This window comes from Blastococcus carthaginiensis (assembly GCF_030731085.1).
GTDB classification, from domain to species: Bacteria; Actinomycetota; Actinomycetes; order Mycobacteriales; family Geodermatophilaceae; genus Blastococcus; species Blastococcus carthaginiensis.
Map to the genome: position 1 here is coordinate 136263 of NZ_JASNFN010000010.1, position 26514 is coordinate 162776.

Annotated in this window: 25 protein-coding genes; 16 read left to right on the forward strand and 9 right to left on the reverse strand. The window is 75.9% G+C overall.

The window, feature by feature from the left end:
• Positions 1-78 precede the first annotated feature (78 nt).
• From QOZ88_RS10170 to QOZ88_RS10190, 5 genes are all read left to right on the forward strand, one after another.
• On the forward strand, positions 79-2040 hold the full coding sequence (locus QOZ88_RS10170) for a primosomal protein N' (RefSeq protein ID WP_305999663.1): 1962 nt from the start codon (positions 79-81) through the stop codon (positions 2038-2040).
• A gap of 152 nt (positions 2041-2192) precedes the next feature.
• Entirely contained in the window at positions 2193-2918 is a 726-nt protein-coding gene (locus QOZ88_RS10175) for an aspartate/glutamate racemase family protein (protein WP_305999664.1), read from the forward strand.
• Positions 2915-3448 carry a peptide deformylase gene (gene def / locus QOZ88_RS10180; protein WP_305999665.1) on the forward strand — a complete coding sequence of 178 codons (534 nt, stop codon included), beginning with the start codon at positions 2915-2917 and terminating at the stop codon, positions 3446-3448. Before QOZ88_RS10175 ends, def begins: the two co-directional genes overlap by 4 nt.
• Positions 3397-4377, forward strand: coding sequence for a methionyl-tRNA formyltransferase (gene fmt, locus QOZ88_RS10185; RefSeq protein ID WP_305999666.1), 981 nt, complete (start codon positions 3397-3399; stop codon positions 4375-4377). The genes def and fmt overlap by 52 nt, the downstream gene beginning before the upstream one ends.
• Positions 4374-5771, forward strand: a complete 1398-nt coding sequence (locus tag QOZ88_RS10190) for an RsmB/NOP family class I SAM-dependent RNA methyltransferase (RefSeq protein WP_305999667.1) — start codon at positions 4374-4376, stop codon at positions 5769-5771. The genes fmt and QOZ88_RS10190 overlap by 4 nt, the downstream gene beginning before the upstream one ends.
• 81 nt (positions 5772-5852) lie before the next feature.
• Here the strand turns inward: QOZ88_RS10190 and QOZ88_RS10195 are convergent, their stop codons facing one another.
• The 3 genes from QOZ88_RS10195 to QOZ88_RS10205 form a co-directional block, all read right to left on the reverse strand.
• A complete protein-coding gene (locus QOZ88_RS10195; protein ID WP_305999668.1) occupies positions 5853-7490 on the reverse strand; it encodes an HNH endonuclease signature motif containing protein in 1638 nt (545 codons plus the stop codon).
• Between the two features lie 56 nt (positions 7491-7546).
• Entirely contained in the window at positions 7547-8122 is a 576-nt protein-coding gene (locus QOZ88_RS10200; protein ID WP_305999669.1) for a hypothetical protein, read from the reverse strand.
• Positions 8123-8473: 351 nt separating this feature from the next.
• On the reverse strand, positions 8474-9952 hold the full coding sequence (locus QOZ88_RS10205; protein ID WP_305999670.1) for an aldehyde dehydrogenase family protein: 1479 nt from the start codon (positions 9950-9952) through the stop codon (positions 8474-8476).
• 110 nt (positions 9953-10062) lie between these two features.
• Between QOZ88_RS10205 and rpe the strand changes: the two genes are divergently transcribed.
• From rpe to QOZ88_RS10245, 8 genes are all read left to right on the forward strand, one after another.
• Entirely contained in the window at positions 10063-10734 is a 672-nt protein-coding gene (gene rpe, locus QOZ88_RS10210) for a ribulose-phosphate 3-epimerase (RefSeq protein WP_305999671.1), read from the forward strand.
• Positions 10731-11834, forward strand: coding sequence for a bifunctional diaminohydroxyphosphoribosylaminopyrimidine deaminase/5-amino-6-(5-phosphoribosylamino)uracil reductase RibD (gene ribD / locus QOZ88_RS10215; RefSeq protein WP_305999672.1), 1104 nt, complete (start codon positions 10731-10733; stop codon positions 11832-11834). Before rpe ends, ribD begins: the two co-directional genes overlap by 4 nt.
• Position 11835: 1 nt before the next feature.
• Entirely contained in the window at positions 11836-12471 is a 636-nt protein-coding gene (locus QOZ88_RS10220; protein ID WP_305999673.1) for a riboflavin synthase, read from the forward strand.
• The gene (locus tag QOZ88_RS10225) at positions 12468-13787 is read left to right on the forward strand and encodes a bifunctional 3,4-dihydroxy-2-butanone-4-phosphate synthase/GTP cyclohydrolase II (protein WP_305999674.1); all 1320 of its coding nucleotides are present in this window, start codon (positions 12468-12470) and stop codon (positions 13785-13787) included. Before QOZ88_RS10220 ends, QOZ88_RS10225 begins: the two co-directional genes overlap by 4 nt.
• Complete coding sequence (ribH, locus tag QOZ88_RS10230; RefSeq protein WP_305999675.1) at positions 13784-14311, forward strand: 6,7-dimethyl-8-ribityllumazine synthase; 528 nt, start codon at positions 13784-13786, stop codon at positions 14309-14311. Before QOZ88_RS10225 ends, ribH begins: the two co-directional genes overlap by 4 nt.
• Complete coding sequence (locus QOZ88_RS10235) at positions 14308-14571, forward strand: phosphoribosyl-ATP diphosphatase (RefSeq protein WP_305999676.1); 264 nt, start codon at positions 14308-14310, stop codon at positions 14569-14571. Before ribH ends, QOZ88_RS10235 begins: the two co-directional genes overlap by 4 nt.
• 89 nt (positions 14572-14660) lie before the next feature.
• Positions 14661-15527, forward strand: coding sequence for an ATP phosphoribosyltransferase (hisG, locus tag QOZ88_RS10240; RefSeq protein ID WP_305999677.1), 867 nt, complete (start codon positions 14661-14663; stop codon positions 15525-15527).
• Positions 15527-15988, forward strand: coding sequence for an SSI family serine proteinase inhibitor (locus tag QOZ88_RS10245; RefSeq protein WP_305999678.1), 462 nt, complete (start codon positions 15527-15529; stop codon positions 15986-15988). Before hisG ends, QOZ88_RS10245 begins: the two co-directional genes overlap by 1 nt.
• 30 nt (positions 15989-16018) lie before the next feature.
• Here QOZ88_RS10245 and QOZ88_RS10250 read toward each other — a convergent pair whose 3' ends face one another.
• The gene (locus tag QOZ88_RS10250) at positions 16019-17026 is read right to left on the reverse strand and encodes a DUF2877 domain-containing protein (RefSeq protein ID WP_305999679.1); all 1008 of its coding nucleotides are present in this window, start codon (positions 17024-17026) and stop codon (positions 16019-16021) included.
• A gap of 284 nt (positions 17027-17310) precedes the next feature.
• On the opposite strand from QOZ88_RS10250, the gene QOZ88_RS10255 reads away from it, so the two are divergent.
• Positions 17311-19224 (forward strand): PucR family transcriptional regulator, encoded by a 1914-nt coding sequence (locus QOZ88_RS10255; protein WP_305999680.1) that lies wholly within the window; start codon positions 17311-17313, stop codon positions 19222-19224.
• A 163-nt stretch (positions 19225-19387) separates the two neighbouring features.
• On the opposite strand, the gene QOZ88_RS10260 is transcribed toward QOZ88_RS10255, so the two are convergent.
• Positions 19388-20932 (reverse strand): UDP-N-acetylglucosamine 1-carboxyvinyltransferase, encoded by a 1545-nt coding sequence (locus QOZ88_RS10260; protein ID WP_305999681.1) that lies wholly within the window; start codon positions 20930-20932, stop codon positions 19388-19390.
• A gap of 76 nt (positions 20933-21008) precedes the next feature.
• On the opposite strand from QOZ88_RS10260, the gene QOZ88_RS10265 reads away from it, so the two are divergent.
• Together QOZ88_RS10265 and QOZ88_RS10270 are read left to right on the forward strand one after the other, a co-directional pair.
• A complete protein-coding gene (locus QOZ88_RS10265) occupies positions 21009-21755 on the forward strand; it encodes an SDR family oxidoreductase (RefSeq protein WP_305999682.1) in 747 nt (248 codons plus the stop codon).
• Between the two features lie 118 nt (positions 21756-21873).
• A complete protein-coding gene (locus QOZ88_RS10270) occupies positions 21874-22809 on the forward strand; it encodes a DMT family transporter (protein ID WP_305999683.1) in 936 nt (311 codons plus the stop codon).
• Between the two features lie 106 nt (positions 22810-22915).
• Here QOZ88_RS10270 and QOZ88_RS10275 read toward each other — a convergent pair whose 3' ends face one another.
• From QOZ88_RS10275 to QOZ88_RS10290, 4 genes are all read right to left on the reverse strand, one after another.
• Entirely contained in the window at positions 22916-23746 is an 831-nt protein-coding gene (locus QOZ88_RS10275; RefSeq protein WP_305999684.1) for a DUF998 domain-containing protein, read from the reverse strand.
• A gap of 81 nt (positions 23747-23827) precedes the next feature.
• The gene (locus QOZ88_RS10280) at positions 23828-24028 is read right to left on the reverse strand and encodes a hypothetical protein (RefSeq protein WP_305999685.1); all 201 of its coding nucleotides are present in this window, start codon (positions 24026-24028) and stop codon (positions 23828-23830) included.
• Positions 24029-24117: 89 nt separating this feature from the next.
• Complete coding sequence (locus QOZ88_RS10285) at positions 24118-24387, reverse strand: hypothetical protein (protein ID WP_305999686.1); 270 nt, start codon at positions 24385-24387, stop codon at positions 24118-24120.
• 181 nt (positions 24388-24568) lie between these two features.
• Positions 24569-26371 (reverse strand): bifunctional metallophosphatase/5'-nucleotidase, encoded by a 1803-nt coding sequence (locus tag QOZ88_RS10290; RefSeq protein ID WP_305999687.1) that lies wholly within the window; start codon positions 26369-26371, stop codon positions 24569-24571.
• Between the last annotated feature and the right edge of the window lie 143 nt (positions 26372-26514).

Genomic DNA, 26514 nt, shown 5'->3' on the forward strand with positions numbered 1-26514 from the left:
CCGGGCCCTGCAGCGGGGCCGTTCCAGCACGTCACCCGGGACCGGGAAGTTGTCGGTGTGAGCGGGGAGACTGATCGGGTGCAGGTCGCCCGGGTCGTCGTGGACGTCCCCCTGGCGCACCTGGACCGGCCGTTCGACTACGCCGTCCCGGAGAAGTTCGCCGAAACGGTGCAGGCCGGGTGCCGGGTGCGGGTCCGGTTCCACGGCCGGCTGGCCGACGGCGTGGTCTGGGAGCTGGCGGACACCACCGACTTCACCGGCACGCTGCAGCCGCTCTCGCACGTGCCCTCCGGGGAGCCGGTGCTCACCCCGCAGGTCGCGCGGCTGGTCCGGGCGGTGGCGGACCGCTACGCGGGCACCGCCGGCGACGTGCTGCGGCTGGCCCTGCCGCCGCGCCGCGGCGCGGCGGAGAAGCGCGAGTCGCCGACGCCCGAGGCGCTGCCCAGGCCGCCGGACCCGGCCGGGTTCGCCCGCTACCAGGCCGGTCCGGCGCTCCTGGCCGCCCTGGCCGAGGGACGGCCGGCGCGCGCGGTCTGGACGGCGCTGCCCGGTGAGGACTGGCCCACCCGGCTCGTCGAGCTGTGCCGGGCGGCGCTCTCGGGGCGGCGCGGGTCGCTGGTCGTCGTCCCCGACGGCCGGGACCTGGACCGGCTGACGGCGGCGGCGGAGCGCCTGCTGCCCGAGCACTCGTTCACCGTGCTGCGGGCCGACGACTCCCCGGAGAAGCGCTACCGCCGGTTCCTCGCCGCGTCCCGGGGCGCCGCGCAGGTGGTGCTCGGCACCCGGGCGGCGATGTTCGCGCCGGTCCGCGACCTCGGCCTGGTGGTCGTCTGGGACGACGGCGACGACCTGCACTCCGACGAGCGCGCCCCCTACCCGCACGCCCGCGACGTGCTCGTGCAGCGGGCCTGGCTGGACTCCTGCGCCGCGGTCGTCGCGGGGACGTCGCGCACCGCCGAGGCCGCGCTGCTGGTGGAGTCCGGCTGGGCGAACGAGCTGGTCGCCGACCGCACCGCGCTGCGCGCGTCCGCTCCCCGGGTGCAGGCGCTGGGTGACGACTTCGAGCTGGCCCGCGACCCCGCGGCCCGCACCGCCCGCCTGCCCTCGCTGGCCTACGAGACGGCCCGCCGGGCGCTGGCCGCCGGCGCACCGGTGCTGGTGCAGGTGCCGCGGCGCGGCTACGTCCCGTCGCTGGCGTGCGCCCGCTGCCGGGCACCCGCCCGGTGCGCGCACTGCTCCGGCCCGCTCGGCATCTCCCCGCGCCCCGGGCCCGGCGGAACCCGCATCCCGGCCTGCCGATGGTGCGCCCGTCCGGCCGCCACCTTCGACTGCCCGCACTGCCACGCGACGAAGCTGCGGGCCGCGGTGGTGGGGGAGTCGCGCACCGCCGAGGAGCTCGCGCGCGCCTTCCCGGGCACGACCGTGCGCACCTCCGGCAGCACGTCCGGGGTCCTCGCCACCGTGCCCGCGGGGCCGGCGCTGGTCGTCGCGACACCGGGCGCCGAACCGGTGGCCGACGGCGGGTACGGCGCCGCGCTGCTGCTGGACTCCTGGGCGCTGCTCGGCCGGGCCGACCTGCGCGCCGGGGAGGAGACGCTGCGCCGGTGGGCCAACGCCGCCGCGCTCGTGCGACCGGCGTCGGCCGGCGGCCAGGTGGTCGTCGCCGCCGACGCCGCCCACCCGGTCGTGCAGGCCCTGGTGCGCTGGGACCCGGCCTGGCTGGCCGAGCGGGAGCTCGCCGACCGCCGGGAGCTCGGTTTCCCGCCGGTGACGCGCATGGCGTCGCTGGTGGCGTCGCCGTCGGCGCTGGGCGAGTACCTGGCCGCGGCGCGGCTGCCGGCCGGCGCCGACCTCCTGGGGCCGGTCCCGGAGCGGCCCCGGCCCGGGCAGGAGGGGGAGCGCGAGCGGTACCTGGTGCGCGTGCCGCGCACCGAGGGCGCTGCCCTGGCGCACGCGCTGGCCGAGGTGCAGGGGGTGCGGAGCGCGAAAAAAGTGCCCGAGCACGTGCGCGTGCAGCTCGACCCGCTCGACCTGGTCTAGCCGCGTCTTCCCGGCAGCGCTCTCCCCGGCAGTGCTGTCTCCCGGTGAGTCGCTCTCTGCCCCGCCCGGGTGGGCAGAGAACGACTGTCGCCGGGGAAGCCGGGGGCTTGCCCTCCTCGGCCGGACACCGGCGAGCTGCGACGATGCCGCGGGTGAGGACGATCGGGCTGCTGGGCGGGATGAGCTGGGAGAGCAGCGCGCTGTACTACCGGCTGCTCAACGAGCAGGTGCGCGACCGGCTCGGCGGGTTCCACGCGGCGCGCTGCATCCTGCTGTCGGTGGACTTCGCCGTCATCGAGCGGCTGCAGGCCGCCGGCGACTGGGCCGCGGCCGGCGAGCTGCTGGCGGCCGACGCCCGCGCGCTGCAGGCCGCCGGCGCCGACCTCGTGCTCCTGTGCACCAACACGATGCACACCGTCGCCGACGCGGTGACGAGCGGGATCGACGTCCCGTTCCTGCACATCGGCGACAGCACCGCCGAGGCGATCACCGCCGCAGGGCTGTCCCGCATCGGCCTGCTGGGCACCCGCTACACGATGGAGCAGCCCTTCCTGGTCGACCGGCTGGCGGACGCGGGGCTGGAGGTGCTGGTTCCCGAGCAGGCCGACCGCGACCTGGTGCACCGGGTCATCTACGAGGAGCTCGTGCTCGGCGTCGTCCGCGGGGAGTCGCGGCGGGCCTACCAGGAGGTGGTCGACCGGCTGGTGGCCCGCGGCGCGCAGGGCATCGTGCTCGGCTGCACCGAGATCGAGCTGTTGATCGGGCCGGGTGACGTGCCCGTGCCGACCTTCCCGACGACGGCGCTGCACGTCGCCGCCGCCGTCCGGGCCGCGCTGGCCGAGGAGGGCGCGGCACCCCCGCATACGATCGACCGGTGAGCGTCACCCCCATCCGGCTGTTCGGCGACCCGGTGCTGCACCGGCCCGCGGCCCCGGTCGTGGACTTCGACGCCGAGCTCCGGCGGCTCGTCGACGACCTGACCGACACCATGCGGGCCGCCGGGGGCGCGGGCCTGGCGGCGCCGCAGATCGGCGTCGGCCTCCGGGTCTTCACCTGGTACGTCGACGGCGAGGTCGGCCACCTGGTCAACCCCGACGTCGCCACGGTGGGGGAGGAGGGGCAGGACGGCCCCGAGGGCTGCCTCTCCATCCCCGACCTGCGCTACGACTGCCGCCGTCATCTGCACGTGGTCGCCTCCGGCTGGAACGTGCACGGCGACCCGGTGCGGGTCGAGGGCTCCGAGCTGCTGGCCCGCGCGATCCAGCACGAGACCGACCACCTCGACGGCGTGCTGTTCATCGAGCGGCTCGCCGACGCCGACCGCGCCACCGCGCTCGCCGAGATCCAGGCCGCCGAGTGGCAGGGCCACGGCAGCTACCTCCCCGTCGTGAAGGTGAGCCCGCACTGAAGCTCCTGTTCGCCGGCACCCCGGCGCCCGCCGTCCCCTCCCTGGAGGCGCTGCTCGCCTCCGGCCACGAGGTCGTCGCCGTCCTCACCCGGCCGGACGCCCGTTCGGGGCGCGGCCGGAAGGTCAGCCGTTCCCCGGTCGCGGAGCGGGCCGACGCGGCCGGGCTCCCGGTGCTCCAGCCGCGGTCACCCCGCGAGCCCGCGTTCCTCGAGCAGCTCGCGACCCTCGGCGTCGACTGCGTGCCCGTCGTGGCCTACGGCGCGCTGGTGCCGCAGGCGGCGCTGGACGTGCCGGCGCGCGGCTGGGTGAACCTGCACTTCTCCCTGCTGCCCGCGTGGCGGGGGGCCGCGCCGGTGCAGCACGCGATCATGGCCGGCGACGAGGTGACCGGCGCGTCGACCTTCCTCCTGGAGGCCGGCCTCGACACCGGCCCGGTCTACGGCACGCTCACCGAGGCGATCCGGCCGCGGGACACCGCCGGCGACCTGCTCGAGCGGCTCGCCGTCAGCGGTGCGCAGCTGCTGCTGGCCACGCTGGACGGCATCGCCGCGGGCGCGCTGGAGCCGCAGCCGCAGCCGGCCGAGGGCATCAGCCTCGCCCCGAAGGTCGAGACGGCGGACGCCCGCGTCGACTGGGCGCTGCCGGCGCACGTGGTGGACCGGCGGATCCGCGGGGTCTCCCCGGCTCCGGGCGCGTGGACGACGTGGCGGGGGGAGCGGCTGCGGCTCGGCCCCGTCGTGCCCGCGCCGGACGGGCCCGCCCTCGAGCCCGGCGAGCTGCAGGTGGGGAGCGGAGGCGTGCTCGTGGGCACCGGCAACGGCGCGGTGCGGCTGGACCGGGTGCAGCCCGCGGGCAAGCGGATGCTGCCGGCCGCGGACTGGGCCCGCGGGGCGCGACCCGCGCCGGGCGAGCGGCTGGGCGGCGAGTGACCCGCCCGCCGAAGCGCCAGGGGGGTGGCCCGCGCCGCGGTGGCCGCCCGCACCCGGCCGCGCGCCGACGTCCGCTCGACGGCGCCCGGCTGACCGCCTACGACGTCCTCGACGGCGTCTCCTCGCGCGACGCCTACGCCAACCTGCTCCTCCCGCAGCTGCTGCGCGAGCGCCACCTCGAGCCTCGCGACGCCGCCTTCGCCACGCAGCTCGCCTACGGCGCGCTGCGCGCCCGGGGCACCCTCGACGCGATCCTCACCGGCCTCGTGTCCCGCCCGCTGCCCGAGCTGGACCCGCGGGTGCTGGACCTGCTGCGGCTGGGCGCCTACCAGATCGTGGACCTGCGGGTGCCCTCCCACGCGGCCGTGGACACCACCGTCGCCCTGACCCGCGCGATCGTCGGCACCGGGGCCTCCGGTCTGGTCAACGCCGTGCTGCGCAAGGTCGCGGCGGGTGGTGACCGGGCCTCCTGGCTGGCGACGCTGGGTGCCGAGGGCGACGAGCGGCTGGCGCTGGCCACCGACCACCCGCGCTGGATCGTCGAGGCCTGGCGCGACGCGCTCGGGGACGAGGCCGAGCTGGAGCCTGCGCTGCTCGCCGACGACGCGGCGCCCGAGGTGCACCTGGTCGCCCGCCGGATGGAGCGCGTCGCCCTCGCCGAGGAGTCCGGCGGCGAGCCCGGCCCCTGGTCGCCGTACGCGGTGCGGCTCGGCGGGGGAGACCCCGGCCGGCTGGCATCGGTGCGCGCCGGGCGCGCGGCGGTGCAGGACGAGGGCAGCCAGCTCGCCGCGCTGCTGCTCACCCGCGCTCCGCTGGAGGGGCGGGACGAGGCATGGCTGGACGTGTGCGCCGGCCCCGGCGGCAAGGCGGGGCTGCTCGCCGCGCTCCGCCCCGACGGGGTCCGGCTCACCGCCGCCGACCGCGCGCCGCACCGCGCCGAGCTGGTGCGCCAGGCGCTGGGAGGGGAGGCCGACGTCGAGGTGCTGGCCGCCGACGGCCGCGAGCCGCCGTGGGGCCCCGGGACGTTCGACCGGGTGCTGCTGGACGCGCCATGCACGGGGCTGGGGGCGTTGCGCCGCCGCCCGGAGGTCCGCTGGCGGCGGACGCCGGAGGACGTCCCGTCGCTGGTGGAGCTGCAGACCGAGCTGCTCGCCGCCGCGCTGGCCTCGGTGCGCCCGGGTGGGGTGCTGGCCTACGTCACCTGTTCGCCGCACACCGAGGAGACGGTGGCCGTCGTCGACACCGCCGCCGCCCGGGACGACGTCGAGGTGCTGCCGGTGGCACCGCTGTTCCCGGAGGTGCCGGGCATCGCACGCGGGGACCACGGGCAGCTGTGGCCGCACCGGCACGGCACCGACGCGATGTTCATGGCGCTGCTCCGCCGCACCCGCTGACCGCCGCACCCGCTGACCGCCGCACCCGCTGACCGCCGCACCCGCTGACCGACGCGGCTGCTCCCGGCCTGACCGGTCGGGTCAGAAGGGTGGGTCGTCGTCCAGGTCGAGTGCCCGGTCCGGGTTCGGGTCCGGTTCCGGTTCCGGGGCCGGTGGTGGTTGCGGTGGTGCGGTGAGGACGCGGAAGCCGGGTGGTCGGCTGGTGCGGGTGACGCCGGTGGGGGTGGTGACGGTGAGCACGCCGTCGGGGTCGAGGGTGTGGGTCCAGCCGGGGGCGAAGGTCTTGAGCCGGTGGTGGCGGCGGCACCGGCAGCAGAGGTTTGCGCAGGCGGTCGCGCCACCGGCGGTGTGGGCGATGACGTGGTCCAGGTCGGCCCAGCCGGCGGGCACGGTGCAGCCGGGGTGGCGGCAGGTGCGGTCGCGCAGGCGGAGGAACTGCTGCTGGGCGGCCGAGGGGCGGTAGCGGTCCACCGCCGCCGGTGGGCCCAGCAGCGGGCAGCCGCACGATGAGTCGGGGTGGCCGGGATGCTCGGGGTGGTCGGGGTGGTGGGGGCAGCCGGTGCGGGCCAGCCGGGCCAGCTCCGCCCGGCCGGTGACCGCCCGCAGCTTCCCGGTGGCGTCGGTGATCGCGATCTGCAGGCTGCCCGCCGGTGGCGCCTGTACGGCGAGGGCGTCGAGCTGGGCGAGCAGTTCGCGCAGGTGGGCGGCGGTGATCGGCTCCCCGTCGACCTCCCCGACCGGCTCGGCAACCCCCGGTCGGGTGCCGGGTGGGGTGCTGGGTGGGGTGAAGGCGGCCGGGGCGGGGGCGCCGGCGGCGAGGAACCCGGCGGGGGTGAGGGCGGTCAGCGGGGCGATGACGGTCAGCTGCGCGGTCACCGCCGGGCGCTCCTGCCAGGGCCGCAGGATCAGGTCGGCGGCGGCGCCGGCGCGCAGCATGCCGATCGGCCGGTCGTCGCCGGCCTCCTTCGCCGCGCGGGCATGCCGGTCCACGGCGTCGCGGCAGGCGCGGGCCTCGGGGTGGGGCAGCAGGGCGCGCAGCTCACTCATGCCGTCCCCGACCGGGCGCACGGTCACATCCGCGCCGCGCTGCCGGGCCTTGCGGCGCCGCTCGGCGGCGTCGGCGTCGCGGGCCAGCAGCTCGGCGGGGACGGCTTCGCGCAGCTTGCCCACCCCCAGGCCGGTCGCGCCGGGCAGCACCGCGGCCTCCACGGCGGCGATCACTCCCGGGTCGGTGTCGGACCCGGCGGCGGCGACCTCGGCGGCGATCGCCCGGGCCCGCGGCCAGTCCAGCAACCCCAGCCGCAGCGCCGCGAAGGTGCCCGGCAGCCGGGTGGCGAGCACATCGGCGTGCTCCAGCAGGGTCACCGCCGCCGTCCGGCTGCAGTTGTGCACCATGGCCAACTCGTCGGGCACGAACTCACTGGCCCCCGCCGGGCCGCGGTCCCCGGCCCGCTCACCCCCAGGTGGCGGATCGGAAGGCGCCGGCCGGGCGGCCGCGAGGTCCATCACCAGCTCCACCCGCAACGCGGCCAGCTTCGCCTCGGCGACCACGATCTGGCCGAGCAGGTCGGCGGCCTCCACCGCGCCGCGCCGCGCGGGCAGCCACGCGGACAACGGCTCGTCCCACCGCTGCGGATCGGGATCGGCCAGCTCCCACGGCGAGGGGAACGGGTCGACCGGGGACACCGTCACCCCGACCGCGAACCCGACCACCGACATACCCGCAGGCTAGGGCGGGGGTACGACACTTCCGCAGGTCGACGCTGCGCGAAGGGTCAGCCGGTCAGCCCCGCGACCAGACCGGCCAGCAGACCGATCACCAGCACGGCTGCCACCGCGAGCAGTGCCGTGCGGGGCCGGGTGGACCAGCGCTCGACGCGACCGGGCGGCGGCACCTCGCGGGGTGGCCCGGGCGGGTCGGCGAGCCACCGCCGGGCCTCCTCGACCCGGCGCCGCCACCACACGACGAAGCCCACGGCCCCTCCGGCGACGAGGAGCGCAGCGGGCACGGTGGAGACGGGCCGGTCCCAGCGGGCACCCAGCGGCAGGCCGGCCGGCCCCAGCGGGACGAACCAGACCAGCCAGCCGACACCTGCCTGGTAACGCGCTCGGACGTCGGCGCGCTCGCGCAACTCCGGGCCGGGGTCCAGCCGGTGACGGAGGGCGTGGCCGATCCGGTGCGCCCCGGCCGACCGGGCACGCAAGCGTGGGCTCAGCAGCACCACCAGTTGGCCGATCAGGACGATCGCCGTCAGGACGCCGATGGCGACCCAGGCCGCGGCGCCTTCCCACACCGCCCACCGTCCCTGGAGGGTGACGAGGCAGGCGAAGAGCAGTGCCACCCCGGGCACGGCCAGCCAGTCGTCACGGCGCCCGCGGCGTTCGACAGCGGAACCAGTCGACGTCCGGACCGGTGCTCACGACGGATCCTCCGGGCGCGGTGGCGGGTGGTCGGCGAGCCACCGCTTCACCCGGTCCCGCCTTTTCCGCAGGGCCACCAGCAACCCCGCCGCGAACGTGACGCAGAGCGCGGCTGCGACGACCGGAGGGATGTCGTCGCGGAGCCCCGCGGCGACGGCACAGGCCAGCGCGAGGATCCCGAAGACCGCGCAGCTAGGGGGACCGGCCGGTCCCCGGCGCGACGGTCACCCGGTCGGGTGCCGCCCTGGCCGTCTCCGTGAGGAGGCCACCCGAGAGGGCCGTCAGAAGGGGTACCGCCGCCGGGTGTGCTGGACGCTGATCCAGTGGTCGGTGGTGAACTCCTCGATCGCCCACTCGCCGCCGAAGCGGCCGAGCCCCGAGTCCTTCTCACCGCCGAACGCGGTGTTGTTCTCGTCGTTGAGCGGGGAGTCGTTGACGTGCGTCATGCCGGCCTCGACCTGCAGGGCGAAGGTGACGCCGCGCAGGGTGTCCCGGGTGAAGACGGCGCTGGAGAGGCCGTACTCGGTGTCGTTGGCGATCGCGAGCGCATCGGCCTCGTCGCGGGCCCGGATGATCGTCGCGACCGGGCCGAACACCTCCTGCCGGGCGGTCGCGACGTCGTTCGTCCCCAGCAGCACGTGCGGCGGCAGCACGGAGCCGATCGGGCCGGTGGGGTCGCCGCCCAGCAGCTGCTCGGCGCCGTCGTCCCGCGCCTGGGCGACCTTCTCCTGGATCCCCTCCAGCTGCTTGCTGTTGATGATCGGGCCGATCACGGTGTCGCCCTCGCGCGGGTCGCCGGCCTTGAGCCCGCGCACCCGCTCCACGTACCGGTCGACGAACTCGTCGTGCACCGCGCCGTCCACCACGATCCGATTGGTGATCATGCAGACCTGGCCCTGGTGGAAGAACTTCCCGAAGACGGCGGCGTCCACGGCGTAGTCCAGGTCGGCGTCGTCGAGCACCACCAGCGGGCCGTTCCCGCCCAGCTCCAGCGAGAGCTTCTTGAGCCCCGCCTTCTCGGCGATGCCCTTGCCCACCGGGGTGGAGCCGGTGAAGGACACCACGCGAGGCGTCGGGTGGCTGACGATCGCGTCACCGATGTCGCTGCCGGAGCCGATCACCACCGACAGCAGGCCCGGCGGGAGGCCCGCCTCCTCGTAGACCTTGGCGAGCAGCAGCCCGCCGGTCACCGGGGTGTCGCTCGCCGGCTTGAGGACGACGGCGTTGCCCAGCGCCAGGGCGGGGGCGACCGAGCGGTTGGCCAGGTGCATCGGCACGTTCCACGGGCTGATCACCGCCACCACGCCCACCGGCCGGCGGTAGACGCGGCTCTCCTTGCCCTCGACGTCGGCCGGCAGGATCCGCCCCTCCATCCGGTAGGGGTAGGACGACGACTCGTGGAAGTCGCGCAGGGTGATCGCGAACTCGAACTCGGCCGCCGGTGCCGCGGCGCCGCTCTCGCGGATGTGCCAGTCGACGATCTCGTCCTTGCGGGCCTCCATGATCCGGGCGGCGCGGCGCATGACGTCGGCGCGGTCGCTGGGCAGCCGGGCGGCCCACTCCCGCTGCGCCTCCTTCGCCCTCGCGTAGGCCTCGTCGAGGTCCTCGGCGTTCGCGAGCGGGATCTCGGTCAGCGTCTCGCCGGTGTAGGGGTCGGTGTCGGTGCCGGTCTTCCCGGCTCGGCCGGCCCGCCAGGTGCCGCCGATGAGCATCCGGTCGAAGCCGTCGTAGCGCGCGGGTGCGGTGGTGTCGGAAGCCATGGGTGCGGCCCTACCCGGTCGTCCGCAACGGACACGCCTCAGTAGTAGGGCGAACCGGCCCGACCACACCCGGACGTCGTCGTCCCCGGCCACACCTAGACTCGGCGGACGTGTCCCGGGAACCGCTGATCGCGCCCAGCCTGCTGTCCGCGGACTTCGCCCGCCTGGCCGACGAGGTGGCGCGCGTCGCCGACGCCGACTGGCTGCACGTCGACGTCATGGACGCCCACTTCGTCCCGAACCTGACCCTGGGCCTGCCGGTGGTCGAGGCGATCCAGCGGGTCAGCCCGGTGCCCCTGGACTGCCACCTCATGATCGAGGACCCCGAGCGCTGGGCGCCGGGCTACGCCGAGGCAGGAGCGCGCAACGTCACGGTGCACGCCGAGGCCTGCACCGATCCGCGGAAGGTGGCCCGGGACCTGCGCGCCGCGGGTGCTCTGGCGGGGCTGGCGATCAAGCCCGGTACGCCGCTGGAGGACTACCTCGACGTCCTGGCCGACTTCGACACCCTGCTGGTGATGAGCGTCGAACCCGGGTTCGGCGGCCAGTCGTTCATCGCCGACGTGCTGCCCAAGGTGCGCCGGGCCCGAGAACTGGTGGACGCCGGGGAGCTCCGGCTGCTGGTCGAGATCGACGGCGGCATCAACGCCGGCACGATCGAGCAGGCCGCCGAGGCCGGCGTCGACATGTTCGTCGCGGGCTCGGCCGTCTACGGCGCCGACGACCCCGCGACGGCGATCGCCGCGCTGCGCGCGCAGGCCGCCGCCGCGATGCGCGGGTGAGCACCTCCCCGGCGGAGCGTTCCGCGAGCATCCCGGCGCACGAGTCCAGCGCCATGGCCCGGGCGCGGGAGCTCGGCGCCACCGTCCTGGGGACGACGAGCCCCAACCCTGCGGTGGGCGCCGTGGTCCTCGCCGCCGACGGTGACGTGGTCGGCGAGGGGGCCACGCACCCGCCCGGCGGCCCGCACGCCGAGGTCGTCGCCCTGGCGCAGGCCGGAGGGCGGGCCCGGGGCGGCACCGCCGTCGTCACCCTGGAGCCGTGCGCGCACACCGGGCGCACCGGTCCGTGCGCCGAGGCGCTGCTGGCCGCCGGCATCGCCCGCGTCGTCGTCGCCGTGCCCGAACCCACCGAGCTGGCCGGCGGGGGAGCGGACCGCCTGCGGGCGGCCGGGGTCGACGTCGTCCTGGGCGTGGAGCAGGCGGCCGCCGAGCGCGGCGCGCTGGCCGGCTGGCTCACCGGTGTGCGGGAGCAGCGGCCGTACGTGATCTGGAAGGTCGCCGCGACCCTCGACGGGCGGGTCGCCGCGGCCGACGGCAGCAGCCGCTGGGTCACCGGGCCCGAGGCGCGCGCCGAGGTGCACCGGCTCCGGGCCGGCTGCGACGCCGTCGTTGTCGGTTCGGGCACCGCGCTCACCGACGACCCGCATCTCACTGTCCGGGACACGGGTGGCGCGGTCGCCGGCCGGCAGCCCCTTCGGGTGGTCGTCGACCGCCGGGACCGGCTGCCGGCCACCGCCCGGGTGCTGGACGACGCCGCGCCCACGCTGGTCAGCCACGCCGCGACGCCGGCGGAGCTGCTGGCCGAGCTGTTCGACCGTGACGTCCGCCGGGTGCTGCTCGAGGGTGGCCCGACCCTCGCCGGCGCGTTCCTGCGCGCGGGGCTCGTCGACGAGGCCGTCGTCCACCTCGCGCCCAAGCTGCTGGGTGCCGGGCCCTCCCTGGTGGGCGAGCTGGGAATTCCGGGGATCGGTTCGGCGCTGACCTTCTCGGTCGCCGACGTCCTCCCGTTGGGTGGGGACGTGCAGATCCGGCTGCACCCCACCCGGCACACTGGTGGGGGTACCCGCACCGGCGGGGACGGCGCGGACGGAGGGAGCTGAGGTGTTCACCGGCATCGTCGAAGAGGTGGGCACCCTGGCCGCCCGGCAGGACCACGGGCGACCCGGGGAAGAAGCAGCCGTCCTGAGCATCCGCGCCCGCACCGTCCTGACCGACGTCTCCCTGGGTGACTCGATCGCGGTCAACGGCGTCTGCCTGACCGTCACCGGCGTGCAGCCCGGCGACGACGGCAGCGGCGTCTGGACCACCGACGTCATGGCCGAGACGCTGCGCCGCAGCAGCCTCGGTGCGGTCGCCGACGGCCAGCCGGTCAACCTCGAGCGCGCGGTCGCCCCGCACACCCGCCTGGGCGGGCACATCGTCCAGGGCCACGTCGACGGCGTCGGCCGCATCCTCTCGCGCACCCCCGGCGAACACTGGGAGGTCGTGCGGATCGCGCTCCCGGCCGACCTGTCCCGCTACGTCGTCGAGAAGGGCTCCATCGCCGTCGACGGCGTCTCGCTGACCGTGAGCGCGGTCAGCGCCGCGGCCGACCCCGACCCCTGGTTCGAGGTCAGCCTCATCCCCACCACCCTCCGCGAGACCACGCTCGGCGCGCGCGCCCCGGGGGAGCCCGTCAACCTGGAGGTCGACGTGATCGCCAAGTACGTGGAACGTCTGCTCGGAGCACGCGCATGAGCGAGCCGCGCACCCGGCTGGACTCCATCGAGAGCGCCATCGCCGCGGTCAAGGACGGTCGCCCCGTCGTCGTCGTCGACGACGAGGACCGCGAGAACGAGGGCGACCTCATCTTCGCCGCCGAGCTCGCCACCCCCGAGCTCGTCGCGTTCATGGTCCGCTACACCTCCGGCTACGTCTGCGTGGCCGTGACCGAGGCCGACGCCGACCGGCTGGACCTGCCGCCCATGCACCGGGTGAACCAGGACCGCCTCGGCACCGCCTACACGGTCACCGTCGACGCCCGCGAGGGCGTCAGCACCGGCATCTCGGCCGCGGACCGCGCGCACACCATTCGCACCCTGGCCGCCGCCGACACCACCTCGGCCGACCTGGCCCGCCCCGGCCACGTCGTCCCGCTGCGTGCCCGCGACGGCGGCGTGCTGCGCCGCCCCGGCCACACCGAGGCCGCCGTCGACCTGGCGCTGCTCGCCGGCCTGCGCCCGTCCGGGGTGCTCTGCGAGATCGTCAGCGAGAAGGACCCGATCGGCATGGCGCGCGGTGAGGAGCTGCGGGTCTTCGCCGACGAGCACGACCTGGTGATGATCTCCATCGCCGACCTGATCGCCTACCGCAAGCGCTTCGACAAGCTGGTCGAGCGGGTGGCCGAGGCGGTCGTCCCGCTGGCGCCGGGCACCTTCACCGCCGTCGGCTACCGCAGCTCCTACGACGAGCGCGAGCACGTCGCCTTCGTCTACGGCGAGATCGGCGACGGCGAGGACGTGCTGGTGCGGGTGCACTCCGAGTGCCTCACCGGCGACGTGTTCGGCTCGCTGCGCTGCGACTGCGGCCCCCAGCTGCAGGCGGCGCTGGCCGCCGTCGCCCAGGAGGGCCGCGGCGTCGTGCTCTACATCCGCGGGCACGAGGGCCGGGGCATCGGCCTGCTGCACAAGCTGCAGGCCTACCAGCTCCAGGACATGGGCGCCGACACCGTCGACGCCAACCTCGACCTGGGCCTCCCCGCGGACGCGCGCGACTACGGCACCGGCGCGCAGATCCTCGTCGACCTGGGCATCCGCACCATGCGCCTGCTGACCAACAACCCGGCCAAGCGCGCCGGGCTGGAGGGCTACGGGCTGCGGGTGCTGGGCCGGGTGTCGCTGCCCAGCCACGTCACCGCGGAGAACCTCGGCTACCTGCGCACCAAGCGCGACCGCATGGGCCACCTGCTCGACATCATCGAGCCCGAGACCGAGTCGGGGCCCGCCGATGCCCCGGGGGCCACGACGGTGCCGGGCACCGACGTCCCCCTCGGCCAGGACGAGCAGCCGGCGTGAGCGGCACCGGAGCACCGCAGGCGGTCCCCGTGGACGCCGCCGGTCTGACCCTCGGCATCGTCGCCACCACCTGGCACGCCGAGATCACCGGGGCGCTGCTGGACCGCGCGGTCGCGGCCGCCCGGGCCTGCGGCATCGCCGCTCCGACCGTCGTCCGGGTGCCGGGCGCGGTGGAGCTGCCCGTCGTCGCCCAGGCGCTCGCCGAGCGCCACGACGCGGTCGTCGCGCTCGGCGTGGTGGTGCGCGGCGGGACGCCGCACTTCGAGTACGTGTGCGACGCGGTCACCGCCGGGCTCACCCGCGTGGCGCTGGACGCCGGCCGGCCGGTGGGCAACGGCGTGCTGACCACGAACGACGAGCAGCAGGCCCGCGACCGCTCCGGGCTGCCCGGCTCGGCCGAGGACAAGGGCTGGGAGGCCACCCTCGCCGCGCTGCAGACCGCGCTCGTGCTCCGCGAGCTGCGCACCCCCCAGCGGCAGACCGGGTTCTCCGCCACCCCCGTCGGCCAGGAGGCCCGTCCGTGAAGACCTTCGACAGCCTGTTCGCCGAGCTCACCGCGAAGGTGGCCGCCGGCGACGCCGACTCGGGCACCGTCGCGGCCGTGCGGGACGGCTTGCACGCGGCCGGAAAGAAGGTCGTGGAGGAGGCCGCCGAGTCCTGGATGGCCGCCGAGCACGAGGGGGAGGAGCGCACCGCCGAGGAGATCAGCCAGCTCCTCTACCGGGTGCAGGTCCTCATGCTGGCCCGGGGTCTCACGCTCGACGACGTCTACTCTCACCTCTGAAAGGACCCTCGAGCCCCCCACGTCACGCTCCGCGCGTCGCGGGTCCCTGCTCGAGGGCCGTTCCATCACGTCACCTAGGAGTTCCTCCAGTGCTGCGCGTCGCTGTGCCGAACAAGGGTGTGCTGAGCGAGCCGGCGGCGGAGATGCTCGCCGAGAGCGGCTACCGCCAGCGGCGCAGCGCCAAGGACCTCGCCGTCTACGACCCGGACAACGACACGGAGTTCTTCTACCTGCGTCCCCGGGACATCGCCGTCTACGTCGCCGCCGGCACGCTGGACGTCGGCATCACCGGCCGCGACATGCTGCTGGAGACCGCCCCCGCCGACGGGGAGGGCCCGAGCGCGGTGGAGGTCATGCCGCTGGGCTTCGGCCGCTCCTCGTTCCGGTTCGCCACCCCGGTGGAGTCGGATATCCAGGAGGTGGAGCAGCTCGCCGGGAAGCGGATCGCCACCGCCTACCCGGTGCTCCTGCGGCGCTACCTGGACGAGCAGGGGCTCAAGGCCGACGTCGTGAAGCTCGACGGCGCGGTGGAGACCGCATGCCGGCTGGGCGTCGCCGACGCGGTGTGCGACGTGGTGGAGACCGGGACGACGCTGCGCGCCGCCGGGCTGCACATCATCGGGGAGCCGGTGCTCAGCAGCGAGGCGATCCTGGTGCGGCGCCAGGGCTCCGAGGAGATCCCCGCGGTGGCGCAGCTGCGCCGGCGGCTGCGCGGTGTGCTGGTCGCCCGGCAGTACGTGATGCTCGACTACGACTGCCCCAACGAGCTGCTGGAGCGGGCCACCGCGGTCACGCCGGGCATCGAGGGGCCGACGGTCAGTCCGCTGCGGACGCCGGGCTGGTCGGCCGTGCGCGCGATGATCGCCCGCACCGAGACCAACCGGGTGATGGACGAGCTGTGGGAACTCGGCGCCCGGGCGATCCTGGTGACGAGCATCCACGCCTCCCGCATCTGATGAAGGCGGCCGCTGCCGCGCTGCTCCTGGCCGGCGTCCTCCTCGGTGCCTGCGCCGGCGGTGCGGGCACCGGCGGCGACGCCGGGACCGACGGCTCGACGGCGTCGGGCGTCGGGCAGGCCGAGGACGACCTGCGGATCGAGCTGGACCGCGGGGACGGGACGCCGCCGGAGACGTGGACCCTGACCTGCGGCGCCCGCGTCGGCGGTACCCACCCGCAGGCCGAGGCGGCGTGCAGGCACCTGGCCGGCATGTCGGAACCGTTCGCGCCGCTGCCCGAGGACCTGGTGTGCACCGAGCAGTACGGCGGGCCGCAGACCGCGTACGTCAGCGGGCGCTGGAACGGGGAACCGGTGGACCTGCAGCTGTCCCGCGTCGACGGCTGCCGGATCTCCCAGTGGGACTCGCTCGGCCCGCTCCTGCCCGTGCCGGTGGGGGAGCGGCCGGTTCCGCTTGGCTGAGCGCGCCCGCATCCTCCGCCGGCGTCCGGCTCAGCGGACGCGGGCGGTGCGGTCCACCAGGTCGATGGCCGTGCACAGGCCCAGGGCCATGGCCCGCCCGCTGGTGGCCCCGGTGGCCAGCAGCCGCGCGATCGCCGGGGCCAGCGGGCGCTCGCCGACCAGCCCGCGGAGGACCGCGGCGTACTCGCCGCTGACCTGCCCGGCGGCGGCGTGCCGCAGGAGGGCCCGGGACAGCTCGGTGGTGCGGCCCCCGGCCAGGGAGCACACGCCGGAGGCGAAGCGCTGCGCCGCGGGGTGGCCCAGGAGCACCAGGCCGGCGATCGTGCCGGCCACGACGTCGTCACCGGCCGGCGTGAGCCCCGGGCCCAGGCCGATCAGCCGGGTGGTGGTGCGCAGGGCCGCCTCCAGGTCCGCCCGGCGCACCGCGCCGCGGAGGGCCGCCAGGGGGCCGCCGGGACCGGTGGGCAGGCCGGGCAGCGTGAAGGAGCTGTGCGGGACGCCCTCGCCGTAGAGGGCGTTGCGCAGCTGGCGGACGCCCTCGGGTAGCAGCGCGGGGCGGCCACCGGGCAGCCGGGGGCGGGGGTCCCACCAGGCGGAGGCGCTGACGGCGAGGTCGCCGACGACGATCCGCCCGCCGCCCACCTCCGCGGGTGCCCCCGCGGGGACCGCGACCAGCGGGCGCCCGTTGCCGGGGCGGAAGAGGACGCAGCCCAGCGGCAGGCGGGCGGCGTCGCTGGTGAGGACTCCGACGACCTCGCCGCCGCCGCGCTCGCCGAGCACCTGCACGTACACCGCGGCCGGCACGCTGAGCAGCACGCGCGCGGGCCGGACCGGGCCGCGCAGCACGTCGGCCACGGCGGTGCTCGCGGCGGCGGGGACGGCGGAGGGCGTGGGGGCCACCGGCGTCGGACGGGCGGCGGCGAGCGCCGATTCCCGGGGCAGAGGGATGGTGGGAACCCCGGCCCGCGCGGCGCGGCCGCGCTGGGCGAGGTGCTCGTTCGAGCCGGTCCGGACCTCGGTGTCGTCGATCGCGCGCATGGGACGCCCTCCACCCCGTCGGGACGGCGGAGGCCGGTGGGTCGGCGCTCCACCCTCGCCCACCCGCTCCCGAGGAGGGTGCACGGGCTCCTCACGGAGCGCCTACCATCCAGCGAGCAGGTGGAACGAGGTCGAACCTAAGCGGCGCGTCGCACGCCCTCGTATGGCGGATGTCGCCAAGAATAGGGGTCGGCGTCCGGGGACACCTGACAGGCATCTGCCGTGTGGCACCCTGGACGACGACTGGAAGGGGATGCCTTGTGACACAGAGTGATGCATCGCTCATGTCGTCTACCCACGGTAATGGAACCACCCCGTTCCGTCGTAACTGGGCGGTCGCCGAGTCGCCCCGCTCCGACCGGCGCGACGAGCGCGCCAGCTGGCAGCAGCGCATGGGTCTGACCGTCGAGGAGGCCCTCGGTCTCCCGGTCCTCGCCGGCAGCACGGTGAGCAGCGGGGCGGCCGGGCTGGGCCGGGTCATCCGCCACATGGTGGTGGACGACCCCGCCGATCCGCTGGCCGCCGCCGGTCCCGACGTCCTCGTCGTCCTGGGCGCCCGGCTGCCGCCCGCCGACCCGGCGAGCTGCCGGGCGCTGGTCGAGCGGCTGGACGCCACGGGTACCGCCGCGCTCGCCTTCCGCCGGGTCGACGGGCCGCCGCCGCTTCCCGCCGAGGTGCTGGCCGAGGCCGAGCGCCGGGGGCTCCCGGTGCTCGCGCTGCCGCCGGCGGCCCGCCTCGACGAGATCGTCTCCGGTGTGCTGGGCGCCGTCGTCGCCAAGCAGGGCCAGGCCCTCGCGCTCTCCTCCCGGATGGACGACGAGTTCACCGAGGTCGCGCTCACCGGCGGTGGCCTGGCCGAGGTGACCCAGCGGCTGGCCGTGATGCTCGAGGGCGCCGCGGTGCTCGGCCTCGGCCCCGACCGCGAGGTCGTCACCAGCGCCGGCCCGGCCGACGACGTCGCCGAGATCAGCGACTGGCTCTGGCTCCTCGACGCCGCCGCCGACGACGAGCTGGCCGCGATGGCGCCGTCGCTGCGGTTGTCGGGGGTCCGCGCCGACCAGACGGTGGTCACGCCCGCCGACCTGGACGCCGACCTCTCGCCCGCCGACGGCATCCTGCTCGTCCCGGGCCACCACGAGCTCCCCGGCGGCATCGGCGAGTACGCGGTGGCGCCGATCATGGCAGGCGAGCAGCGGCACGGCTGGCTGGTCGCCGTCCACCGCACCGGCGCGATGATGCTGGGCGCCGGTGGCGTGCTCGAGCGGGCCGCCGTCATCGCCGCCCTCTCGGTGATCCGCCTGCAGGCCGTGCACTCGGTGGAGCTGCGCTTCCAGGGCGACCTGGTCCGCCGGCTGGTCGGCGGCGCGGTGGGCCACACGGAGCGGACGCTGGCCTACACCCGCTCCTTCGGGTGGCGCCTCGACGGGCCGGTCGCGGTGCTGGTGACGGCGACCGAGACCATGGCCGACGCCGCGGCGGACCCCACCCGTGCCCTCGACGTCCTCGACCGGCTCGCCGACGGCTGGCGTGCCGCCCTGGAGTCGGAGGTCGCGGGCGCGGCGGTCGCCGGGCTGGCCACCGAGATCGTGACGCTGTTGCCCCTGGACGGGCGCACCCCCGAGGAGCTGTCTGCCCTCGTCTCCGCGGTGAGCTCCCGGGTCAACGGGCGGCTGCGCCGGGTCGGCCGCGTGCTGGGGACCGGCATCGGCCGGCCCGCCGGATCGCTGTCCGAGCTCGCCGAGGCCCACCGGCAGGCCCAGCGCGCCCTCGGCGTGGGGCTGGAGATCCACGGGGCTTCGGCGGTCACCCACTTCGACCAGCTCGGCGTCTTCCGGCTGCTGTCGCTGATCCCCGACAGCACCGAGCTGCGCTCCTACGTCGACGAGGTGCTCGGCCCGCTGGCCGACGCCGTCGACGCCGACTCCGCCGATCTCCGGGAGACCCTGCGGGTGCTGCTGGAGACCAACCTCAACGTCGCGGAGTCGGCCCGGCGGCTGCACTTCCACTACAACACGATGCGGTACCGGATCGGGAAGCTCGAACGCATCCTGGGGCCGTTCACCACCGACCCGACGCTGCGGCTGAACCTCCTGCTGGCCCTGCACGCGGCGCGCATGCGGGGCCTGGACCAGCCTGCCCGCCCGCCGCTGGACGGCGGCATCGGCCTGCCGGACGACGGCTTCGACGCACTGCTCTGACCGAGGTGCCGGTCCGCCCCACCGGCCAGGAGCGCTGAGGTCACCGTCGGCGGGAGTGCTGATCGCCGCCGGGCGCCGTCCTGGCTCACCTGGCGGGGTCCTGGCTCACGGTCGACGGTGAGCCAGGACCCGGAACGATCAGGTCACCTGATCATTGCGGGGCTCAGTCGCGGAAGACCTCGATGTCGGCGCCCATCTCCACCAGGCGCTCGTACAGCTGCTCGTACCCCCGGGCGATGATGTCGACGTTGCGCAGCACCGACGTGCCCTTCGCCGCCAGCATGGCCAGCAGGATGCAGACGGCCGGACGCAGCGCGGGCGGGCAGACCACCTCGGCGGCCCGCCAGCGGGTGGGGCCGGTGGCGAGCACCCGGTGCGGGTCGAGCAGGCGGACGTCGGCGCCGAGCCGGGTGAGGTCGGAGAGGTGGATCGCCCGGTTGTCGTAGACCCAGTCGTGGATGAGCGTCGACCCCTGAGCCTGCGCGGCGATGACCGCGAAGAACGGCAGGTTGTCGATGTTCAGCCCCGGGAAGGGCATCGGGTGCACCTTGTCCAGGGGCGCCTTGAGCTCCGACGGGTGGATGGTGATGTCGGCCAGCCGGGTGTGCCCGTTGTCGGCCAGGTACTCGGCGGAGAGCTCGTAGCGCAGCCCCATCTCGGCCAGCACCGCGAGCTCCACCTCGAGGAAGTCCACCGGCGCCCGGGCCACCGTCAGCTCCGAGCCGGTGACGATGCCGGCGGTGAGCAGGCTCATCGCCTCCACCGGGTCCTCGCTGATCGTGTAGTCGACGTCGGCGTCGAGCACCGGCCGCCCACGGACGACGAGCGTCGTCGAGCCCATGCCCTCGATGCCGACACCCAGCAGCTGCAGGTAGAGGCAGAGGTCCTGGACCATGTAGTTCGAGCTCGCGTTGCGGATGGTCGTGGTGCCGTCGGTGCGGGCCGCGGCCAGCAGCGCGTTCTCGGTGACGGTGTCCCCGCGCTCGGTCAGCACGATGGTGCGGTCGGCGGCCGCCGGGCCGTCCACCCCGACCTGGTATTCGCCGGCGTGCGCCTCGACGGCGAGACCGAACGGGCGCAGCGCGATCATGTGCGGTTGCACCGTGCGGGTGCCCAGGTCGCACCCGCCCGCGTACGGCAGCCGGAACGAGCGGGCCCGGTGCAGCAGCGGCCCCAGGAACATGATGATGCTGCGGGTGCGCCGCGCGGCGTCGGCGTCGATGCCGTCGAGGTCGAGCTCCTCGGGGACGACGAGGGTGAGGTCGTGCCCGTGCTCGTCCCACGTGGCGGCGACGCCGATGGAGCGGAGCACGTCGAGGATGCGCTCGACCTCGACGATCCGGGAGACGTTGCGCAGCGTGGTGCGGCCCCGGTTGAGCAACGACGCGCAGAGCAGGGCGACAGCGGCGTTCTTGGACGACTTCACCGCCACCCGGCCGCGCAGTGGGTGCCCACCGGTGACCCGGAGGTGCGCCGGGCCGGCCGGGCCGAGCCGGATCAGCTCGCTGTCGAGCGCGGCGGAGAGCCGCCCGAGGAACTCCAGCGTGAGGTTCTGGCTGCCCTGCTCGATGCGCGCGACGGCGCTCTGGCTGGTGCCCAGCCGTTCGGCGAGCTGCTGCTGGGTGAGGCCGCGGTGGCGGCGGGCGTCGCGGACGAGCGCCCCGATCCGCCGGACGGCCTCGTCGGCGGGCTGGTCGGTGAGCGTCACCGGCTCACGTTATCTCGTATCTGAGATGAGAGCGGCACCACGCCGGGACGGTGGGCTGCACCGGCACACTGCACCCGTGGAGGTACTCGTCACCGGCGGCACCGGCCGCCTCGGGCAGGAACTGGTCCCGCAGCTGCGCGATGCCGGGCACCAGGTGCGGTCGATGTCCCGCCGGGGCGCCGGTCCTGGCGGGGTGCGGGGTGACCTCGCCACCGGGCGCGACCTGGCGCACGCGGTGGCGGGCGCGGAGGTCGTGGTGCACGCGGCCAGCGACCCCCGGGGGAACCCGTGGGAGGTCGACGTCGCCGGCACCCGGCGGCTGGTCGAGGCGGTCGACCGGTCCCGCCCGCCGCACCTGGTGCTCGTCTCGATCGTCGGGGTGGACCGGGTGCCCTTGTCCTACTACCGCGCGAAGTACGCCGCCGAGCAGGTGCTGCTGGCGTCGGGGCTGCCGGTCACGCTGGTGCGGATCACCCAGTTCCACGGGTTCGTCGACGAACTGCTCGCGACGGCGCGCCGCGGGCCCCTGCTGCCGGTGCCCATGGGCTGGCGGGCGCAGCCGGTCGACGTCGCGGACGCCGCCGCCCACCTGGTCGAGGTCGTGGCCGCCGCGCCCTCGGGCGGGGTGGTGGAGCTCGGCGGCCCCGAGGAGCACTCGGTGGCCGACCTCGCGCGGGCCTGGGCGGCGGTGCGCGCGCCGGGCGCCCGGGTGATCGCCACCCCCGTGCCGGGCCGGCTCGGCGCCGCGCTGCGCGAGGGAGCGGCTGTTCCCGCGCGGGGGGCGCGCGGTCGCCGCACCTGGGCCGAGCACCTGCACGGCTGAGGTCTGGCGGCCGCGGGACCGCAGCGTTCCTGCCCGCATCCGCAGCTCGGGTGCCAGCCGCGTGCCACGGCCGGAAACCGCCGGAGCCCTGTCGGTGGGCGCCCCTAGGGTCCCGGGCGTGACCACCACCGCGCCCCCGGACGGCCGCACGCTGCTCGCCGTCGTCGTCACCGTGCTCGCGTGGGCATCGGCCTTCGTGGGCATCCGCGCGATCGGTGAGGACCTCTCGCCCGGCGCACTGGCGCTCGGCCGGTTGCTGGTCGGCACGCTGGTGCTGGGGCTGCTCCTCACCCGCCGGGGCTGGGTGCGCCCGACGGCCGGCGAGTGGCGGCTGCTGGCCGTCTGCGGCCTCGGCTGGTTCGCCGTCTACAACCTCGCGCTGAACGCCGCGGAGCAGCACCTCGACGCCGGGACGACGGCGATGCTGGTCAACATCGGGCCGGTCCTCATCGCCGTGCTCGCCGGGTTGCTGCTGGGCGAGGGCTTCCCCCGGTGGCTGGTCGTCGGCCTGGCCGTGGCCTTCGGGGGTGTGCTGCTGATCGGGCTGGCGACCCGCGGCGCGGAGGCCGACCTGGTCGGCGTCGTGTTCTGCGTGGTCGCCGCGGTCACCTACGCCGTGGGCGTGGTGGCCCAGAAGCCGCTGCTGCGGCGGCTGCCGGGGCTGCAGGTCACCTTCACCGCGTGCGCCATCGGCGCGGCGGCCTGCCTGCCCTGGGCCGGGGCGCTGGTGGCCGACCTGGGCACCGCGCCCGCGGGGTCGGTCGCCGGTCTGGTGTACCTCGGCGTGGTCCCCACCGCGCTGGCGTTCAGCACGTGGGCCTACGCCCTCTCGCGCATGGACGCCGGGCGCCTCGGCGTCACGACCTACCTGGTGCCGCCGCTGGTCATCCTGCTCGGCTGGCTGCTGCTCGGCGAGACGCCGCCGCTGCTCGCCGTGGTCGGGGGCGTGGTCTGCCTGGCCGGTGTGGCGGTGTCCCGCCGGCGGTCCCGGCCGGCGCTGGTGCCGGCGGCTGGTGCGCCCGCCGCCCACGCGGGCGCGGTCGGCCGGCGGTAGGCCCGCGGACGGGGGACCGGCGGACCCGGCGGACCGGCGGACCCGGCGGTCAGCGGCCTGCGCCCCGTGCGCGACGTCCTGCGGTTCGGGCCGACGGGCTGACCGCTCACCCGCGCGGGCGCGGAGGGGCCCACGGGTCCTCGGGATCGGTGTCCGCGTCGTCGGCGGGCGACCCGTCGGCGCCGGTGCCGGAGCGCCCTGCGGCGGTCGCGCCGGTGCGGCGGTCGCCGCCCGCGGCGGACTCCAGGGCGGCATCGCGCGCCCGGGCCTGCTCGGCCAGCCGCGCCTGCTCGCGCTCGCGCTCGGCGCGGCGGGACGACTCCGCTGCCGCGAGGTCGCCGCCCCGCCCCAGCCACCACAGGGCGGCACCGGTCAGGGCCAGGGTGATCGGCAACGGGTAGGCGGCGGCGCGCTCCATGCCGCCCTCGCCGAGGTACCGGGTGACGCCGGTCAGGAAGAAGATCGTCCCGGCCGTCGCCACGATGCCCAGCAGCACCACGACGGTGCCCATGACCTCGGACAGCGGCCGGACGGCGTAGGCGAGGGCGACCAGCCCGAGCGCGCCGCCCGCCAGGTACAGGACGGCGCCGACGGCGTGCGCGGTGCTGTTGCCGTCGGTGGGGAAGACCCCCACCAGCAGCACGCCCAGCGCCGCGGCGCCGAGCAGCGCCGGCACCACCCGGGCCGCACCACCGCGTAGCACGGGCAGCAGCAGCAGCGCCCCGCCGAGGATCAGCGCCGCCTGGACGACGAACGAGGCGTTCATGAGCTGCCGGGCCGGGGAGTCGGCGGCACCCAGGGCGCTGATCACGTCGTCGGCCCGGGTGTACGGGCCGGTGTAACGGGCCTGGGCCACGGCCTCGACGACGAAGAACTGCAGCGTCAGCACCCACAGGAGCGCGCCCCAGCGGAGGCGGTTGGACGTCACGGCAGCCATCGTCCCAGCCGCCCGCGGTGAGCACGGACGGCGGCCGGCCGGCCGGCGGCGTCGGCGCCGCCGGCCGGGGCACCCGCGGGGTCAGTCGGTGGCCGAGTGCAGGTCTGCACCCGCCGGGTCGGCGTCGTCGGAGCCGACGGCCTGCCGTTCCTGCTCGGTGCGGTGCTCGAGCACCTCGTCGGCGGGGTGCGGGTCCTTGGCGTGCTGGGTGCGGTCGCGGGTCGGGTGCTCCTGCGGCTCCATGACGTCGTCGAGGTTGGGGGTGTCCTGGGGGCCGGTCATCGTGGCGTCCTCCGGTCGGGGGGGCGGGGGGGGGGGGGGGGGGGGCCCCCCACCCCCCCCCCCCCCACCCCGCTAACCGGGCACGGTGGTCACCGGGGCTCGAGGCGGGCCGCCGGCAACCACGCCTCCACGAGCGCCGGACCGTGCGGGCCGCTCACCGCGTAGGTGACCCGCCCCTGCCAGGCGCCGCCCCGCTGGCGCCACTCCACGAGGAGGCCGGGCCAGGTGCCCGGCGCCTCCGGCGGGTCGTGCACCCAGCAGTGCCGCCCCTCGCCGCCGTCCCCGGTGGCCGCCGGGTGGCCGGCGACGGCGGGCCGGGGGGACGGGCCGGGCAGCGGGGGATGGGGAAACTCCGGCACGACCCCCGAGTCCGCCGCACGCTCACCCAGGGAGCGACCGCCGCGCCCCCGGTTCATCCCGCCCGCCACGGGAGCAGTCTCGCACGCCGGTCGAACACACGTTCGACGGCGCACCGGCCGCCGGATGCCGAACGGGCGCCCTCCGCGGTGATCGCGGAGGGCGCCCGTCCGGCGTGCTGCGTCAGGAGACGGGGGTGATGCGCCCCTCGCCGCCGACGGGGTAGTCCGCAGCGCTGACGACGCCGCCGAGGTCCTCGACGAGGTAGGTCTCGAAGGCCTCCTGGTAGGTCACCGGCAGGACCGTGAAGTCGACCCCCGCGAAGGGATACCCGTCGCCGCCGCGGAGCAGGAAGTCGATCGTGGCGACCGAGAGGGTCTCCAAGTCACCGGTCGGCACGCCGTCCGCCACGAGGACGGTCCCGTCGTCCAGGACCAGGTCGACGATCCGCGAGCCGGCTTCCTGCGCCGGGTCGTAGCTCACCCGGTAGCCGGCGGCCTGCGCGAAGGAGCCCGCGGGCTGCAGGACCCCGCCGGTGACGTCGCCGGAGAGGCCGTGCTCGACGCCGGCGATGAACGTCTCGACCGGCATGGCCGGGGCGACGCCGACGAAGTTGGCGAAGGGCAGCACCGTGTAGGTGTCCAGCGCCGTGATCTCGCCGGCCGGGATCACCGTGGCGTTGCGGATGCCGCCGCCGTTCTGCAGCGCCACCACCGGGGCGGCGACGCCGGCGGCGTCCGCCTCCCGCTGGCCGGCGGCCAGCAGGGCGTCGGTGACCAGGTTGCCCAGGTTGGTCTCCCGGCTGCGGACGTCGTCGCGGATGCCGTTGAGGTCGACCTCCGAGGTGGCCACGACCTGCTCGGCGAGGTCCTCGACGTACTCCTGCACCGGCCGGACGACCTGCCGGTTCACCGCGTAGTTCGGCGCGACGGCGTCCGGGCCCTCCGCGATCACCGGGATGGGGCGCGACACGTCGTCGTGCACCGTGAGGAGCTCCCCGGCCGCGTCGAACGTGACGACCAGCCGGCCGACGTAGGTGTAGAGCGCGTTCGTGGTGACCACCGGGACGACCTCGCCGTCGGCGTCGGTCGGGGTCAGCGGGTAGGAGCCGTACGGCTCGACCCCGTTCGGGACCAGCGGGTCACCCGGGTCGGCGAGCAGTTCGTGCCCGCCGCCGCCGATGATGACGTCCACGCCGCTGAGCTGAGCGGCGAGGGCCAGCTCGTTGTCGATGTCCTGCAGGTGCGAGACGAGCACCACCTTGTCGACGCCGGCGGCCGCGTAGGCGGCGGCCTGGGCGTTGGCGATGGCGGCGAGGTCGGGGTCCACGGTCACGCCGCGGGAGCTGGTGAGGGTGGGCAGATCGGGCGTGGTGAGCCCGATGAAGCCGATCTGCTCCCCGCGCTCCTTGACCACGTGCGAAGTGACGATGGTGCCGTCGGTCACCCGGGCCAGCAGCGCCGGCTCGTCCTCGAAGCCGAGGTTGCCCGACACGATCGTCGTCTGCGGGCGGAGGTCGCCGATCCACTCGGCGAAGAAGTCCGGCCCGAGGTCGAAGTCGTGGTTGCCGGGGATCGACACGTCGAAGCGCGCCGCGTTGAACGCGGTGGCGTCGTAGATGCGGCGCCCGGACTCCTCGCTGGCGGCGAGCTGGGGCCCGGGGAGGAAGTTGTCGCCGGCCGAGACGGTGACGACGCCCCGCTTCTTCGCCGTCCCCTCGGCCCGCGGGCCGGTCAGGGCCAGGATCTGCTGCTGCCGGATCAGCTCGACGAAGCGGTCGGCCCCGCCGTAGGTGGCGCCGTCCTCGGTGGTGACGGGCAGCAGCGCGGACTCGAGGTCGTTGGCGTGCAGCAGCGTGAGGGTGAAGTCGGGGCGGGGTTCCTGGGCGGGCGCGGCGGTGGCGGTCCCCGCCATGGTGCCGCCGGCCAGGGTGGCGACGGCCACGGTCGCCACGACGGTGCCGCGGCGCAGGTGGTTCAGAGACATGACGCTCCGGGGTCGTTGGGGGAGCTTGCCCGGGGAGCGTCACACCGACATGTGAACCAGGAGTAGCGCAGGCGGCAATGTGTGACAGGGATCACATATCAAGCATCTGGTCGCCGAGATGTCACCTTGCGTGGTTGGCCCCG

What these genes read in the sequence shown, in the direction of transcription:
- QOZ88_RS10255 (WP_305999680.1), top strand. Translation starts at nt 17,311, where the DNA reads ATGTCGTCTACCCACGGTAATGGAACCACCCCGTTCCGTCGTAACTGG.
- QOZ88_RS10195 (WP_305999668.1), bottom strand. Translation starts at nt 7,490, where the DNA reads ATGTCGGTGGTCGGGTTCGCGGTCGGGGTGACGGTGTCCCCGGTCGAC.
- QOZ88_RS10275 (WP_305999684.1), bottom strand. Translation starts at nt 23,746, where the DNA reads ATGGCTGCCGTGACGTCCAACCGCCTCCGCTGGGGCGCGCTCCTGTGG.
- QOZ88_RS10290 (WP_305999687.1), bottom strand. Translation starts at nt 26,371, where the DNA reads ATGTCTCTGAACCACCTGCGCCGCGGCACCGTCGTGGCGACCGTGGCC.
- QOZ88_RS10205 (WP_305999670.1), bottom strand. Translation starts at nt 9,952, where the DNA reads ATGGCTTCCGACACCACCGCACCCGCGCGCTACGACGGCTTCGACCGG.
- QOZ88_RS10245 (WP_305999678.1), top strand. Translation starts at nt 15,527, where the DNA reads ATGAAGGCGGCCGCTGCCGCGCTGCTCCTGGCCGGCGTCCTCCTCGGT.
- QOZ88_RS10225 (WP_305999674.1), top strand. Translation starts at nt 12,468, where the DNA reads ATGAGCGAGCCGCGCACCCGGCTGGACTCCATCGAGAGCGCCATCGCC.
- QOZ88_RS10280 (WP_305999685.1), bottom strand. Translation starts at nt 24,028, where the DNA reads ATGACCGGCCCCCAGGACACCCCCAACCTCGACGACGTCATGGAGCCG.
- QOZ88_RS10250 (WP_305999679.1), bottom strand. Translation starts at nt 17,026, where the DNA reads ATGCGCGCGATCGACGACACCGAGGTCCGGACCGGCTCGAACGAGCAC.